The sequence below is a fragment of the Amedibacillus dolichus DSM 3991 genome, assembly GCF_000154285.1.
GTDB classification, from domain to species: domain Bacteria; phylum Bacillota_I; class Bacilli_A; order Erysipelotrichales; family Erysipelotrichaceae; genus Amedibacillus; species Amedibacillus dolichus.
Genome location: NZ_DS483467.1, coordinates 12,912 through 28,822, shown reverse-complemented (window position 1 = coordinate 28,822; position 15,911 = coordinate 12,912). Strand labels below are relative to the sequence as shown.

The 15,911-nt window shown below is 39.2% G+C and carries 14 protein-coding genes and 1 pseudogene; 1 reads left to right on the top strand and 14 read right to left on the bottom strand.

All coding sequences use genetic code 11. From position 1 onward, the window contains the following. Position 1: 1 nt before the first annotated feature. The 10 genes and pseudogenes from EUBDOL_RS01355 to EUBDOL_RS01310 all read right to left on the bottom strand — a co-directional run bounded on the left by EUBDOL_RS01355 (position 2) and on the right by EUBDOL_RS01310 (position 9,906). Positions 2-1,360 carry a PFL family protein gene (locus tag EUBDOL_RS01355; RefSeq protein ID WP_004797753.1) on the bottom strand — a complete coding sequence of 453 codons (1,359 nt, stop codon included), beginning with the start codon at positions 1,358-1,360 and terminating at the stop codon, positions 2-4. 10 nt (positions 1,361-1,370) lie between these two features. Then, positions 1,371-1,640 carry an ACT domain-containing protein gene (locus EUBDOL_RS01350; protein WP_040462863.1) on the bottom strand — a complete coding sequence of 90 codons (270 nt, stop codon included), beginning with the start codon at positions 1,638-1,640 and terminating at the stop codon, positions 1,371-1,373. A 120-nt stretch (positions 1,641-1,760) separates the two neighbouring features. Continuing rightward, on the bottom strand, positions 1,761-2,273 hold the full coding sequence (locus tag EUBDOL_RS01345; protein WP_004797749.1) for a hypothetical protein: 513 nt from the start codon (positions 2,271-2,273) through the stop codon (positions 1,761-1,763). After that, entirely contained in the window at positions 2,270-3,391 is a 1,122-nt protein-coding gene (locus EUBDOL_RS01340) for a sensor histidine kinase (RefSeq protein WP_004797748.1), read from the bottom strand. The genes EUBDOL_RS01345 and EUBDOL_RS01340 overlap by 4 nt, the downstream gene beginning before the upstream one ends. Next, complete coding sequence (locus EUBDOL_RS01335; protein WP_040462860.1) at positions 3,388-4,485, bottom strand: sensor histidine kinase; 1,098 nt, start codon at positions 4,483-4,485, stop codon at positions 3,388-3,390. Before EUBDOL_RS01335 ends, EUBDOL_RS01340 begins: the two co-directional genes overlap by 4 nt. Continuing rightward, a complete protein-coding gene (vanR, locus tag EUBDOL_RS01330; RefSeq protein WP_022420932.1) occupies positions 4,475-5,164 on the bottom strand; it encodes a VanR-ABDEGLN family response regulator transcription factor in 690 nt (229 codons plus the stop codon). Before vanR ends, EUBDOL_RS01335 begins: the two co-directional genes overlap by 11 nt. A 515-nt stretch (positions 5,165-5,679) precedes the next feature. Then, complete coding sequence (locus EUBDOL_RS01325) at positions 5,680-6,609, bottom strand: transketolase family protein (protein WP_004797742.1); 930 nt, start codon at positions 6,607-6,609, stop codon at positions 5,680-5,682. Next, a pseudogene (locus EUBDOL_RS01320) lies at positions 6,609-7,448 on the bottom strand (transketolase); the annotation flags it as partial. The gene EUBDOL_RS01325 and the pseudogene EUBDOL_RS01320, both read right to left, overlap by 1 nt. A gap of 62 nt (positions 7,449-7,510) precedes the next feature. Continuing rightward, on the bottom strand, positions 7,511-9,655 hold the full coding sequence (locus EUBDOL_RS01315; protein WP_004797738.1) for a Tex family protein: 2,145 nt from the start codon (positions 9,653-9,655) through the stop codon (positions 7,511-7,513). Positions 9,656-9,672: 17 nt separating this feature from the next. Next, positions 9,673-9,906, bottom strand: coding sequence for a Smr/MutS family protein (locus EUBDOL_RS01310; protein ID WP_004797736.1), 234 nt, complete (start codon positions 9,904-9,906; stop codon positions 9,673-9,675). Between the two features lie 107 nt (positions 9,907-10,013). Between EUBDOL_RS01310 and EUBDOL_RS01305 the strand changes: the two genes are divergently transcribed. Next, positions 10,014-10,646, top strand: coding sequence for a pentapeptide repeat-containing protein (locus tag EUBDOL_RS01305; RefSeq protein WP_004797734.1), 633 nt, complete (start codon positions 10,014-10,016; stop codon positions 10,644-10,646). A gap of 63 nt (positions 10,647-10,709) precedes the next feature. Here EUBDOL_RS01305 and pepT read toward each other — a convergent pair whose 3' ends face one another. The 4 genes from pepT to EUBDOL_RS01285 form a co-directional block, all read right to left on the bottom strand. Then, positions 10,710-11,927, bottom strand: coding sequence for a peptidase T (pepT, locus tag EUBDOL_RS01300; RefSeq protein ID WP_040462857.1), 1,218 nt, complete (start codon positions 11,925-11,927; stop codon positions 10,710-10,712). A 59-nt stretch (positions 11,928-11,986) separates the two neighbouring features. Then, the gene (locus EUBDOL_RS01295; protein WP_040462853.1) at positions 11,987-12,433 is read right to left on the bottom strand and encodes a DUF2383 domain-containing protein; all 447 of its coding nucleotides are present in this window, start codon (positions 12,431-12,433) and stop codon (positions 11,987-11,989) included. 364 nt (positions 12,434-12,797) lie between these two features. Beyond that, complete coding sequence (guaA, locus tag EUBDOL_RS01290; protein WP_004797726.1) at positions 12,798-14,339, bottom strand: glutamine-hydrolyzing GMP synthase; 1,542 nt, start codon at positions 14,337-14,339, stop codon at positions 12,798-12,800. A gap of 149 nt (positions 14,340-14,488) precedes the next feature. After that, on the bottom strand, positions 14,489-15,841 hold the full coding sequence (locus EUBDOL_RS01285) for an NCS2 family permease (protein WP_004797724.1): 1,353 nt from the start codon (positions 15,839-15,841) through the stop codon (positions 14,489-14,491). Positions 15,842-15,911 lie beyond the last annotated feature (70 nt).

Here is a 15,911-nt window from a genome sequence, read left to right as displayed (position 1 = left end):
CTTAGTTTTTCAAACTTTGAATCGGTGCCGGGATCTTTCCCTTACGATGAATCATGACACTGCAATCCGTTTGATTGATATTCATAATCGGTCCACTTCCCAATAAACCACCAAACTCTAGTTCTTCTCCTGCCTGCTTACCAATCGCAGGAATGATGCGCACTGCTGTTGTTTTCGAATTCACCATACCGATAGCTGCTTCATCTGCAATGATACCGGAAATAATCTCCGGCTTGGTTTCCCCCGGAATTACGATCATATCCAAACCAACAGAACAAACTGCCGTCATTGCTTCCAGCTTTTCCAAGCAAAGCTCACCGCAACGTGCTGCCGCAATCATACCGGCATCTTCACTTACCGGAATAAAAGCTCCGGATAAACCGCCGACATTGCTGCTAGCCATGACACCGCCTTTTTTCACCGCATCATTTAACATAGCAAGACATGCGGTCGTACCATAGGCTCCACACATATCCAAGCCCATTTCCTCTAAAATATAAGCTACGGAATCTCCGATTGCCGGTGTCGGTGCCAAGGATAAATCAACGATGCCAAACGGTACACCTAAACGCTCACTGGCAATTGCTCCAACCATTTGCCCCATACGTGTAATCTTAAATGCTGTTTTCTTAATAATATCTGCTAGCTTATCCATCGGCAAATCCTTTGGAGCCTTAGCTAATGCCGCACGCACGACCCCCGGACCGCTAACTCCGACATTGATTACACAATCGGCTTCACCAACACCATGGAAGGCACCTGCCATAAACGGATTATCCTCCGGTGCATTACAGAAAACAACCAGCTTTGCCGCTCCGATGCAGTTGTTATCCTTTGTAAGCTCACTCGCCTTTTTTACCATACGTCCCATTAGCTCTACTGCGTCCATATTGATTCCTGCCTTTGTAGAACCGACATTAACAGAAGCACAAACATGTTCTGTTTTCATCAAAGCCTCCGGAATGGACAGCATCAATTCTTTATCACCGGCAGAATACCCCTTTTGTACCAATGCGGAATAGCCACCGATAAAATTCACACCTACATCTTGTGCACAACGCTCTAGAGTTAAAGCATATTTAACCGGATCTCCTCCACTGACACCTAACAAAATAGAAATCGGAGTTACCGAGATACGCTTGTTAATAATCGGGATTCCATATTCACGTTCGATGTCCTCACCGGTTTTTACCAAATCCTTCGCTACTCGAGTAATTTTTTGATAGATTTTTTCACAAGAGCGATCAATATCGCTATCTGCGCAGTCAATCAATGAAATTCCCATAGTAATCGTACGAACATCAAGATATTCTTCATCGATCATTTTGATCGTTTCTAATATTTCATGTGCATTAATCATACATCTTCACCTAGATTTTATGCATGGAATTAAAAATATCCTCATGCATGACATGAATGACAAGATTCCATTCCTTTCCTACCACTTCCATGTGGGTCGCAAAATCCGCTAATGACTGCGTTCCCTTGCTGATATCAATCAGCATGATCATCGCAAACATATCTTGCAACAAGGTCTGTGTAACCTCTAATACATTCATGTTTGCTTTTTCACACTCGGCACTTACTTTCGCTAAAATGCCGACCATATCTTTTCCTATAACTGTTACGACTGCTCTCATAAGCATATCCTCCTATGTAAGTATGTTCAAATTATACTTGATACTACCGGAAAGCACAAGCTGAAATAAAAAATTACAAACCACTGTTTATCATTCTTAAACACCTCGACAGCTTTGTTTTTAAAAGGTTTCACTCGCCAATGCCAAAGGCTGCAATTCAAATGGCTCATAAGCCGCCTGCAAGCCCTCTAAATTACATGCAAATTCTTCTTCTACATACGAATGCTCTTTTTGCACCTGCAAGCATTCGGAAATACAATTAGACATTTTTGTTGATAAACAAACCCTGCGCTTTCCTTTCACAACATTCGCTTTATCAAGTAAATATAGAGTACACATTGCACCGCTTCCTTGCTCATATTTCTTCCACAAAGCTGCATCATATATATTATCATGACAGCAAAAAATAAAATCACTTGTATCAATGACATCTTCCACCGTTAATAGAAATATCGCAATATCGTATTTATATACAAAATCAATCGAAAGCGGCTGTTTTTGTAAGGCTTGACATTCATAAGATGTCCACTTTTCATCTTTTATAACAAACACCCATTCTTGATCGACAAAATCCATTACCGTTCCTTCTTCTGTAATCGCTATCGGAAATACCTCATTTACCTCTACCTTCATTCCTGCTCCTCCTTTTTAATATGCTCGGTTGTTATGGGTATCGTTACATAAAAGGTTAATACATCACCTATTGAACTGGCCCGTAACTCCCCCTGCTGCATATCCATGATTTGTTTTGCTATTCCAAGTCCTAATACATGAGATTGCTTCTCACTTCCCTGCACACCCTTTAAGCGGTAATAGTTATGAAAAATATGCGTAATCTGATGTGCAGATAAATGTGCAGCTTCTGCCTGCATGACTACACGATAGATATCCTCTTCTTGACGAATGCGAATTTGAATTTGTGATTTTTCTTTCCCAAGCTGCACAAGATTGCGTAATAAATCCCGCATAACTCTGGCTATCTTATCATTATCCGCATATAGTTTTTGTTGACTTAAGGTGTCTAGCTTAACCTGCATTTGCTTTTCTTCCATAAACGGATAGTATTCATCAATTACCTGCTCCATCATACGATCTAGCAACATGTGCTCCGGATTCCATTTTGCATACTGTAAATTAAATCGTGTAATATCGAAAAACTCATTGATCATATCCTCTAAATCCATAGATTGATACAATACCTTAACAATATAATCCTTACGAATATCCTGTGAAATTCGTTTTTCTTTATCTAAAAATTCCAAATGCATCAAAATATTGGAAAGAGGCAGCTTAATATCTTGTGCTAACAAATATACAAGATCCTTTTTCTTTTCCTCATCTTCACGTGCCTGTGCCAAATAGTTTTGATATTCCTGCGTAATTTGTAAAATCAGTTCCTCACTCTTTTGCATTTCACTTGGAAAGTTGATCTTACTTCTGCCCTTCTGCATGACATCGTCCATACCCTCCATCAAAATGCGCATATATCCGGCAAGATCCTTACATAGATAATAAATCACGATAAAGCCGGTGCCGATAATCGTAGCCGGTAAAACAATGGCATACAGGTTTCGAAAGGTCGTATAAACTCCTTCCGCAGAGAACAAGCGAATAAAATCAATGACCAAGCCGTTAAACACATCATCAAATAAATAGATGATACCGATGCCAAGCAAGGTAATCCCCAAAATTACCATCATATATTTTTGTAGCAGCTTACGTTTTAAATAACGCAGTGGATTTTTTCTCATAGAAACACCTCCTGCGTCAGTGGCAATTCAATCGTAAATACGATGCGTTGCTTTTCCATTGCAGCATGAATATGACCATGGTGCAGTTCAATGATCTCCTTGGCAATCGCAAGTCCCAAGCCCGCTCCACCACTGGTCGTGGTTCGTGCAGTAGAGGCTCGATAAAATTTGTCAAATAAATGTGCAACACTATCCGCATCTATTTGTTCTGCTTCATTGCTGTAATGCAACAAAATCGAGGATTTCTTTTGTGTTCCGTAAATAGCAATCGTCGAATGCTCATTGCTGTAATTGATTGCATTGCGCATGAGGTTATCAAAAACACGCAGCAGCTTATCAAAATCCCCAATAACATAAAAATCCGTTGGTAAATCAACATCTAACTGAATATTGCGTTTTTCGATTAACGGATAAAATCCGGTTAATTGTTGGTGCAGCATTGCATTGATATCGATCTTTGACAAATTGAGTTGAGAAACCTTATCATCATAACGCAAAATTTCACTAAATTCATCTATCAATTCATCGAGTCGCAGTGCTTTTTCATAAGCAATACGAATGGCATTTTGCTGCTGTTCTTCATCTACCTTATGATCTAAAATATGATTGATATAGCCGATCATAGAGGTTAGCGGTGTTTTCAAATCATGAGCTAAATACATCAACAGTTCATTTTTATGTTCATTTTCCTCAATGGCAAGCATTTGAGAAGCATTACGTTTCGACAACATTTCCTTTACCTTTTCCTGTGCCTTACGAAACTGTGGAAATATGTAAAAGGAAATCGGGGTTCTTCTTTCTTCACCTTGAAATGTTTGCAAGATCACATTCATATTATGAAAAAAGATGGATAAAAATAGAATCAGCAGTAGCATCAAAGCAAATACAAACATAAAAACATTGCATTCAAGTGCATGATTGCGATAAAACAGCAAAAAATCAGTGTTGCTTAAAAGTCCCTGACTGCTGTAAAGCTCTGCATAGTAATTGATGATACCGATTGTGAAGCCGATCAGCCCCAATACCAATACGGTAAGAATCATGAAAAACAAGACCAGACGCCTTCTTAATAAACGGTATTCACTATTCTTCAATTTGATACCCTACTCCCCATACCGTTTTGATAAATTTCGGATTTCGTGGCGGCTCGTGCATTTTTTCGCGCAATCGGCGAATATGTACCATAACGGTATTGTTGCTGTCAAAATACTTTTCTTTCCAAACTGCTTCAAACAGTTCTTCGCTTGTTACTACCTTCCCACGATTTTTGCATAAATACCATAAAATATTAAATTCGATCGGTGTCAGCATCAAAGGCTGGTCATACAAGCTTACACGATGGGAATCATTATCAATGATCAACCCTTTAAAGTCAATGATATTCACATTATCATTAGGTTGATTATACTTGGTATATCGCCGTAGCTGAGCCTTCACACGAGCTACCATTTCCAATGGATTGAAGGGTTTGGTAATATAATCATCTGCCCCTAGAGATAAGCCCTGTATCTTATCCATATCCTCTATCTTAGCAGTCAGCATAATAACCGGAAAGGTATATTTCTCACGTATCATCTTACAGATTTCAAAGCCATTGATCTTTGGCATCATGATATCTAAAAGAGCTAAATCTATCGTATTATGCTCCATAAACGCAACCGCATCTTCACTGTCGTAAAACTCATAAATTTCGTATCCTTCATTACGCAAATAGAGTGTAACCAAATCGGCAATTTCTTTCTCATCATCTAAAACAAGGATTTTTGTCTGCATGATAGCGACCTCCTTACAATACACTTCATAAGCTTCCTCTATATTATAGCAAATCTTCTTCATTGTGGCGATGAAAGCGTAAATGTAAGAAAATTGTAAGGGTATTTAAGCATTTATGTGAGCTGTCAATAGGAGGATAAGAAAGGTAAAGAAATCTGTCATCGATAAATAATTTTTTCTATATATTCGCCCAATATATCATATCGATAGATAGTATGTTTATCACTAAAGCTATATCACTTACAAAGTATAATAAAAGTACTCTTAAAATTATGACTGTCAGCTACAATAAAAAAAATAACTCGATCACCATGATCCTTCTTACTTTCAAATTGATATTAAAAAAGAGATCTCTTCTATTTTGAAATCTCCATTTTTATAAATCTACATATTAAAAAACTACCTCTACTAAGTTTTCTATTTTCTTAATATACACTATATAAAAGGAGTGATTAAATAAAATTTCACTCCTTTTTTCTAATATGAATATATTGCAGACGCTTGGTAAATATATTTTATACGTTTTCTTCCACTGCTTTTACAATATTTTCTGCAGTTAAGCCATATTTTTCCAACAATGCTGCTGGTGTTCCACTTTCACCGAAAGTATCTTGAATGCCAACCATCGCTAACTTTCTAGGTGCTTTCTGACTTAATACTTCCGCAACTGCAGAACCTAAGCCACCAATCACACTATGTTCTTCACATGTAACAAACAAATCATGTGTTTCTGCTAGTTTCACTAATAAATCGGCATCAATTGGTTTAATGGTATGCATATCGACAACTGTCGGTTCAAAGCCTTTCGCTTTTAATACCTCATACGCTTTCAAAGCAGCCTCAACCATAATTCCATTGGCAATAATAGCTACACCTTTTCCTTCACGCAATACATTTCCTTTGCCAAGAGTAAATGGAACATTGCCTTCCTCGTAAACATCTTCTACTGCCATACGCCCAAGACGAACATAGCAAGGACCATCATAATCCACAACCGCCTTAATGGCTTCAGCTGTTGAAGCACCATCTGCCGGAGAAACAACAACCATTCCCGGAATACTGCGCATCAATGACAGATCTTCAACACTTTGATGACTGGCACCATCTTCACCAACCGTTAAACCGGCATGTGTTGCGCAAACCTTAACATTCAAATGCGGATATCCGATGGAATTACGGATTTGTTCATAGGCACGTCCACTCGCAAAAATCGCAAAGCTGCTGGCAAACACAATATTTCCACTTGTCGCAAGCCCTGCTGCCACACTCATCATATTGCCTTCGGCAATTCCCATATTAAAGTGCTGATTAGGACAAACCTTTTTTACTTCCGCAGTTTTTGTAGAGCCGGACAAGTCCGCATCTAAAACAATAATTTTTTTATTTTCTGCTGCAAGCTTTGCCAGCGTTTTTCCATACGCTTCTCTTGTTGCCATCTTTGCCATTATTTGCACCCTCCTTCTAATTCCGCAAGTGCTTGCGCACATTGCTCCGCACTAGGTGCAACACCATGCCAACCGGCTTGATTTTCCATGAAGGATACACCTTTTCCCTTAACGGTTTTACCAACGATCACCGTCGGTTTTCCACTCACAGTTTTGGCTTCTTCACAAGCCTTTACAACACTCTCGATATCATTTCCATCTTCAAGCGTAATAACATTCCACCCAAAGGCTTTAAACTTTTCATCAATTGGTGTCGGATTCATAACATCACGTACATTTCCGTCAATCTGCAAGCTGTTATGATCCACAAAAGCTAACAAATTATCTAGCTTATAATGAGCAGCTGCCATTGCAGCCTCCCAAATCTGTCCTTCTTGGCATTCCCCATCACCAAGAATCGTATAAATACGGTGAGCATTTCCTTCGTACTTATTAGCAAGCGCCATACCTACCGCAACAGAAAGTCCCTGTCCTAAAGATCCGGTAGACATATCAACACCCGGAAGCTTACGCATGCTTGGGTGTCCCTGCAAACGAGAATTGATCTTACGGAATGTTTTTAATTCTTCCTCTTCAATAAATCCTCTTTCCGCAAGCACAGAATACAAAAGCGGTGAAGCATGACCCTTGGACAATACAAATCGATCCCTATTCGTTGATTCCAGATTGTCCTTGTTTACGTCCATCTGCGTAAAGTAAATTGCTGTCGCATATTCCACAGATGAAAGACTGCCTCCCGGATGTCCGGATTTTGCTTCCGTAACAGTCTTTACGATGTTTTTGCGAATGTTATTCGCATGTTCCTTTAGAACTTCAAAATCGTACATTCTAATATCCTCCTTATTTTTACAAGCTTTATTATACTATATTTTTACCTTAAGCGTTATGTAATTTTACAAAATTATAGCGGAAGCAGCGATAGCTGTACCTTCTGCTTTTCCTCATCAATGTTACACACCCATGTCTTAACAATATCTCCAACAGAAACCAGCTCACTTGGGTGCGAAATACGACCTTTGCTCATTTTAGAAATATGGACAAGTCCGTCCTCATGCAAACCGATATCCACAAAAGCACCGAAATCCACAACATTACGAACAACACCTTCAAAGCAATCACCAACATGCACATCTTCCAGCTCCAATACATCACTACGCAATACCGGTCCATCGTAACGTTCACGATAATCACGCATAGGTGCTGCAACAGCATCTAAAATATCCTGTAACGTATAAGCATCACAAGCCAGCTTTTCGCACATTTCTTGAACATCAACAGCAGCAATGGCTTTCTTTGCTTCCTCACTTCCCATCAATCGTTTATCAAGCTGCAATTCTTTTAGCACAGCTTCTGCAAGCGGATAGCTTTCCGGGTGAATAGCCGTACGATCAAAGCATTCCTCACTTTTTTCGACACGTAAAAAGCCGGCCGCCTGTTCAAAGGATTTAGCACCGATCTTCGGTATCTTTTTTAATTCCTTACGATTATGAATTTCTCCATGCTCATCACGATATTTCACGATTTCCTTTGCTGCGGAGCTGCTTAATCCGGAAATATTACTTAACAGCTCGGCACTAGCGGTATTCACATTCACACCGACACGATTCACTGCTTTTTGAACAACAAAATCTAAGCGTTCTTTTAAGCGTGCGGTAGGTAAATCATGCTGATACTGACCTACACCGATGGATTGCGGATCAATTTTAATCAGCTCTGCCAAGGGATCAATTACTCGACGGGCAATCGAAATCGCAGAGCGCTGCTCCACTTGTAGATTCGGAAATTCCTCACGTGCCAATTTGCTAGCTGAATATACGGAGGCACCTGCCTCGGATACAATGGTATAAGCAACAGCAAGCTGTTTTTTACGAATCAAATTTGCAATAAACGCTTCGCTTTCTCTACTTGCTGTTCCATTTCCGATAGCAATGATGTCAACGGAATACTTAGCACATAATTCACAAATCGTTTGTTCTGCCTGTTCAATACGTGCATTCGGTGGTGTCGGATATACAATACTGATTGTCAATAGCTTCCCGTTTTTGTCAATTACCGCTAACTTACAGCCGGTACGAAAAGCCGGATCAAAGCCAAGAACCGTTTTATCCTTTAATGGCGGCTGAAGTAATAAACGCTCTAGGTTCATCGAGAAAACACCGATGGACTGTTCCTGTGCCTTTTCGCTTAATGCGGAGCGAATTTCACGCTCTACACTAGGGTACACCAAACGCTTCAAACCATCTTCCACAGCTTCCTTTACCAAATCACTCGCAGCACCTTGACGTTTGCGAGTAAATCGCTGCACAGCCCAATTTTCCATATATTCCTTATCAAAATCAATGGATACACTCACTACCTTTTCCTTTTCTCCTCGATCAATTGCCATGATTCGATGACTTGCTAAAGTGGAAATCCGTTCGCTATAATCATAGTACATGCGATAAATCTTTTTATCATCGCTGTGTTTTTTCTTTTCCTTTGTAACAATTTTACCATAACGCTGCATGCTGTTACGCACTCTTTCACGTATCGCAGCATCATCACTTACCATTTCCGCAATAATATCTTTAGCTCCCTGCAAGGCAGCTTCAACACTTGGAACATCTTGGGTAATATATTGCTTTGCCTCCTGCTCGGGCTTTCCATTTATCTCTTGTTTTAATAGCCAAACCGCCAATGGTTTTAAGCCTTTCGCAATCGCATCGGTTGCACGCGTCTTACGTTTTTGTTGATATGGTCGATAAATATCCTCCACCTGTGAAAGCTTTTCACATGCCATAACCTTTTTTTGCAGTTCTTCATTAAGCTTCCCCTGCTGCTCGATCAAACGCAATACATCTTCCTTACGCTTTTCTAAATTTACCTGATATTGATATTCTTCATTGATGGTACGAATCTGCTCCTCATCTAATCCCTTAGTAACCTCCTTGCGATAGCGTGCAATAAAGGGAACCGTATTTCCTTCCTTTAACAGCTGCAAAGTTTTGATGATCTGCTCCTCTTGGATATGCAAACGAGATGCGATCGGTGCTATGATATGTTCCATAAATCCTCCTTTAATATTTACGATTTATCCTTTAATCGTAAAATAGTTTCCCCTGAATTCATTGTCAGTAGAACTCTTTCGATACGACGATGACGATAGCTCTTTCGTACATATTGCTGTAGCACATTGCCACCACGATAGCCATGAATTACACGCAACTCAAAAACACCCTTTGGAAGAGTATTTAAGGTATGATCTAACAATGTCTTAGCTTGTGTTACTAACAACCCATGAATATCGATTTCTCGCACAGCGCTACCTCCATTTCCAAGTAATTATAAAAGCTTCAAAAAGAAAAAACAAGACTTCACAAATATGGCTATTTGTGTTTACATTATAAACAAAAGAGCTGATACTTATGAAAATCGAGAAACCTCGCATCTTGCATTATACGCCTGCCGATTCTTTAACCGCTTGTCTTGAAGATGATAATTATATTGAAGCACGATCTTTCCACAATATTATCATTCAAGACCAAGATATCAATACCTTGCATCTTGATGGGTGCAAATTTCAAAATGTGCGTATGGAAAACTGTCATTTTGATCATATTGATATGATTGATGTAATCTTTGAAAACTGCGAGCTTTCCAATGTGCACTTTAATGATGGGGCAATTCATCGCTGCTGCTTCAAAAACTGTCGTTGCATGGGAATTGATTTTGCTGATTGCACTTTACACAACATTCGCTTTATTGACCTCAACGCACGCTATGCAAATATGTCCGGTTCTAAATTTAAGCAGGTTATCTTTCAAAACTGTGATTTAACAAAAGGCAGCTTCATACTTTGTAAATTTCAAAAAACAGAATATGACGCTTGTAAGCTGAATGAATGTGAATTCCACAACACACCGCTAGCTGGTATGGATCTTTCCACTAGTGAAATCGAAGGTATCAGTGTAATAAGCGAACATTTGCGTGGCGTTATCGTAAATGAGCAGCAGGCACTACGCTTAGCTGCTTTGCTTGGTATCATAATCAAAGAATAGCCACATAGCACACATCTTGTCATAACGAAAGCGTCCTATCGAAAACCTCGATAAGACGCTTTTTTATAGCTTTGTACTATTTTCTACAATTTTCAACAACAGCCTCACACTGGTTTCCATTTCTTCTACACAAGCATATTCATACTTTCCATGGAAGTTATAGCCACCGGTTCCAAGATTGGGACAAGGCAAACCTTCGAAGGTCAACCGTGCACCGTCCGTACCACCGCGGATTGCCTGTGAGGTCGGCTCTAATCCGATTTCACGCATAGAGTTCTTGACTAAATCCACAATACGCATATCTTTCTCAATTAGCATTCGCATATTGCCATAGCTATCCGTAATATCCACCTGCACTGTATCCTTCGGATATTTTTGATTTAAGTAATCTCTTGCATGATAGAAATCCTGCTTTTGCTTTTCAAAGCAGGCTTCATCATGATTGCGGATAATATAAGATAAAGTCGCTTGCTCGCATTCCCCTTGCATATCCGTTAGATGATTAAAACCTTCATAGCCTTCCGTATAAGCCGGATTCATAAAAACCGGTAACAAGGAGTGAAATTCCATAGCTATGAGTGAGGCATTACGCATCTTTCCTTTAGCACTTCCGGGGTGAATACTTGCACCTTGAATATGTACCATAGCACTTGCGGCATTAAAGCACTCGTAATCCACACTGTTTACTTCACCACCGTCTACCGTATATGCAAAATCCGCTCCGAATTTTTCAATATTGAAATGATCGGTTCCTCTGCCTACCTCTTCATCGGGAGTAAAGGCAATGCAAATATTGCCATGAGGAATATTCTTACTGATAAGCGTTTCTGCCATCGTCATGATTTCCGCAATTCCCGCTTTATCATCAGCTCCTAGCAGAGTTGTTCCATCGGTTACAATCAAGGTTTTTCCGATATGCTCTTTTAAGCTTTCAAACATTTCCGTATCCATGAAAATACCAAGTTCTTTGTTCAATATAATAGCTGAACCATCATATTTCTCTATTACTCTCGGTTTAATATCTTTTCCACTCATATCCGGTGAAGTATCCATATGGGCAATAAACCCGATGCTGGGAAGTCCTTCAACATTAGCACTCAAATTCGCATAAACAATTCCATATTCATCTACGTGTGGATTCTGCAATCCAATTTTTTTACATTCCTCTACTAAATAATTCGCCAATTTTAATTGTTTTAAAGAACTCGGCGTTGTGGCAGATGCTTCCTCAGACATTGTATCAAAGGCTACATATTCTAAAAATCGTTGTTTTACATTCATGTTCCTTACCTCTTTCAATATCATGATTATACAACGATTTTATTTATCAAACCACCCTCCTAACGAAATTCGATTGAAAACTTATGCAGCATGTGGTAACTGCCGGCATAGTCGTCCTGCATAATTCGTACTGTTTTTTCAACATCTTCACGCAGTGTGTAGTGCCGTTCGGTAAACTCCTTTAATTCATCATCTGCCATTTTCAAAGCTTTCAATGCTTCTGATAATATTTCTTTATCACTTGTCAGAGTCATAGATTTAATTGCTTGCATAAGCTGCGATAGTTTTCCTTGCATTCCTAAATCTCTTGGTACTTCTTCATGCTGTGCAATTACCAAGGCAGCCAACGCACGCTCATGTGTTTTAAAATTGTCTAAAATTTGTGCAAATACTTCCTTTAGCTCTTTGCTTTTTAAGTGTTCCTTTAAATTCTCAAATACACTTATACCGATATACGTTCCTCTTAATAATTGTTTTAATTCTTCTGTTTGATGTTGTTTATCCATTGCTATCACCTCATACTTAGTATGATATATAAATAGCTGATACATACCTATAAAAAATAACTTTTAACGTTTTCTTTGATCCGTTATATTCGACATATCTATGTATCTTTCTTTTTATTGGATTTCCCACTTAATTAACATCATCACTCAATTTTATAAAATTTCTGAAACTTTAATTCTAGAATGATAGCATTGTTATGAACAGAGGCAGTTAGCATTTATAAAAATTTCTCTGTGTAAATGTATTTTTATTTATATCTACATTATACACAAAGAAAAAAGCAGGACTACCGTTCAGGCAATCCTGTCCTTTTTTATTTAGAGCTATTTCAACTGTTATAACCCTTTTTTTACATTTTATATACTATTCGAACTCAATCGTTGCAGGCGGCTTACACGTAATATCATACAGTACACGATTTACATGAGCCACTTCATTTACGATACGCGTAGAAATGATATCCAACACCTCGTAAGGAATCTTAGCCCAATCACCTGTCATACCATCAATAGAAGTAACACCGCGAATTGCTACTGCATAATCATAGGTTCTCTGATCCCCCATAACACCAACGGAACGCATGTTTGTAAGTGCGGTAAAATATTGCCAAATATCGCGTTCAAGCCCGGCTTTCGCAATCTCCTCACGTAAGATAAAGTCGGAATCACGAACAATTGTCAGCTTTTCTTCCGTAATCTCCCCAAGTACACGAATTCCTAAGCCCGGTCCCGGGAATGGCTGGCGCCATACCATTTCGCTAGGCAAGCCCAATGCTTCCCCAAGAGCACGTACTTCATCTTTAAACAATGTATTCAGCGGCTCAATCAGCTGAAACTGCATATCCTCAGGAAGCCCACCAACATTATGATGACTTTTAATTGTCTGTGCTGTATGTGTTCCTGACTCAATTACATCTGTATATAAAGTACCTTGCGCTAACCATTTGATGTTTTCACCACTCGTCAATTTCTTAACCTCTTCATCAAATGTATACACAAATTCATTTCCGATAATTTTACGTTTTGCTTCTGGATCGCTGACTCCCACTAATTTAGATAAGAAACGTTCCTTAGCATCAATCTTTACAAGATTGATATTCATTTCACGACCAAAAGTTTCCATTACACTTTCCGCTTCGCCTTTTCGCAACAATCCATGATCGATGAACATACAAATCAACTGATCACCGATTGCTTTGTGCAGCAACGCTGCCACTACACTGGAATCTACCCCACCGGATAATCCCAATAGCACCTTGTCATTTCCGACTTTTTTACGGATAGCTTCGATTTCAACATCAATGAAGCTTTCCATAGACCAATCGTTTTTCGCATGACAAACCTCAAACACGAAGTTTCTTAAAATATCGTTTCCAAATTCACTATGACGTACTTCCGGGTGGAACTGTAAAGTATAAATTTGCTTTTCTAAATTATGCGTTGCTGCAAAGGTACATGTATCACTAGATGCCGTTTTCTGAAAACCGTCTGCCAGTTCTGCCACCTGATCGCCATGGCTCATCCATACAATCTGTTTTTTAGGCAAGCCTTTAAAAAGCGGACAATCAACATCTACACGAATTTCGCAGCGTCCATATTCTTTCGCTTCACAAGCCTTAACCTTTCCACCATTCATTTCATGCGTCATCTGCATGCCATAGCAAATTCCCAAAATCGGAATTCCTGCCTCATAAATCGCAGGATCACACATATATGCATGCTCATCATATACGCTATTTGGACCACCGCTGAAAATAATACCTTTGACATCACCAAATGCTTTGATTTCATCAATGGTCAATGTATGTGGGTGCAATTCTGAATAGACACCGAATTCACGGATACGGCGAGCTATCAATTGGTTATATTGACTTCCGAAGTCAAGCACAATAATTTTATCTGCCACGTTAGATCCTCCTTAAAACAATGATTATAGTATCATTTTTTATGCTAAAATTCTACCTAAATGTTTCACTTTTTACCCATTCTTTATATATTCGCTATCATAAAAAAAGCGAAAGCATAAAGCCTGCGCTTCTTAGATAATCTTAATGGTTAAATCAACCAACCGAAATATAGAATAAAGATAATTACCAATGCCCACACGATTGGATTGATTTGTTTTACTTTACCTGCTGCTACCATTGCAACTGTATAAGCAATAAAGCCCATCGCAATACCGTTAGAGATAGAGTAAGAAAGAATCATAAAGACAACTGTAATAAATCCGGCTGCCGCAAATACCATATCGTCCCAATCAATACCTTTTAGCTGCTGTGCCATCATAATACCAACAACAACCAAAGCAGGTGCAGTTACCGCACTTACAGCAGTGGACAATACAATTGGCGAAATAAATATAGACAACAGGAATAATACACCGGCAGTAACTGCTGTTAAACCGGTTCTTCCGCCAACTCCGACACCACTAGAACTTTCTACGAAAGATGTAACCGTTGAAGTACCAAGTGCAGCACCAACTACGGTACCGACAGCATCTGCTACCAATGCTTTTTCGGCATTTTCCAATTCACCCTTGTCATTTACTAATCCGATACGATTTCCGATTGCAACCAAGGTTCCGGCAGTATCAAAGAAATCAACAAACAAGAAAGAGAAAATCGCAACAAAGGCAGCTCCTGGAACAGCAAATAATTCGCCCATACCGTCCATAAAGGAACCCATTGCAGACATTTCAAAATTTGTGGAAATAAAGCTTGTTGGAAGTGCCGGCATCAATTCTAAACCGTTTGCATCTAATACGCTGACACCGAATGCTTCATGGGCTACGATTCCAACAGCTGCTGTAATGATCATACCGACAAATACCGCTGCCGGAACTTTTTTAATAACTAGGAAAATAGTTACCAAAATACCGAATACAGCTAATAATACGACCGGTGATTGAAAGCTTCCAAGACCTACCGCAGTAGATGCATTCGTAACGATGATACCTGCATTTTTCAAACCGACAAAAGCAATAAAGAAACCGATTCCCGCACCAACTGCCAATTTTAGCTGCTTTGGAATCGCATTGATGATCATTTTACGAATACCGGTTACAGAAATCAATAAGAAAACTACACCGGAAACAAATACAGCTGCCAAAGCCGCTTGCCAAGAAAATCCCATTTTCATAACAACCGTATAAGAGAATAAAGCATTTACGCCCATACCAGGTGCAAGCGCAACCGGATAATTTGCCAAAAGCCCCATCACAATCGAAGCGATTGCCGCAGAAATCGCAGTCGCCATAAAGACAGCCTGTGGATCCATTCCCGCATCTCCTAAGATGCCCGGATTAACGCCCAGAATATACGCCATCGCTAGGAAAGTTGTAATACCTGCGATAATTTCTGTTTTTACAGAAGTATTCTTCGCGTTTAATTTAAAAAGTTTTTCTAACATAAACTCCCTCTCATTCTATCTTATTCTAAAAAAGAAAAGATGTTTTAATTATATTCTAACTGTTATTTTT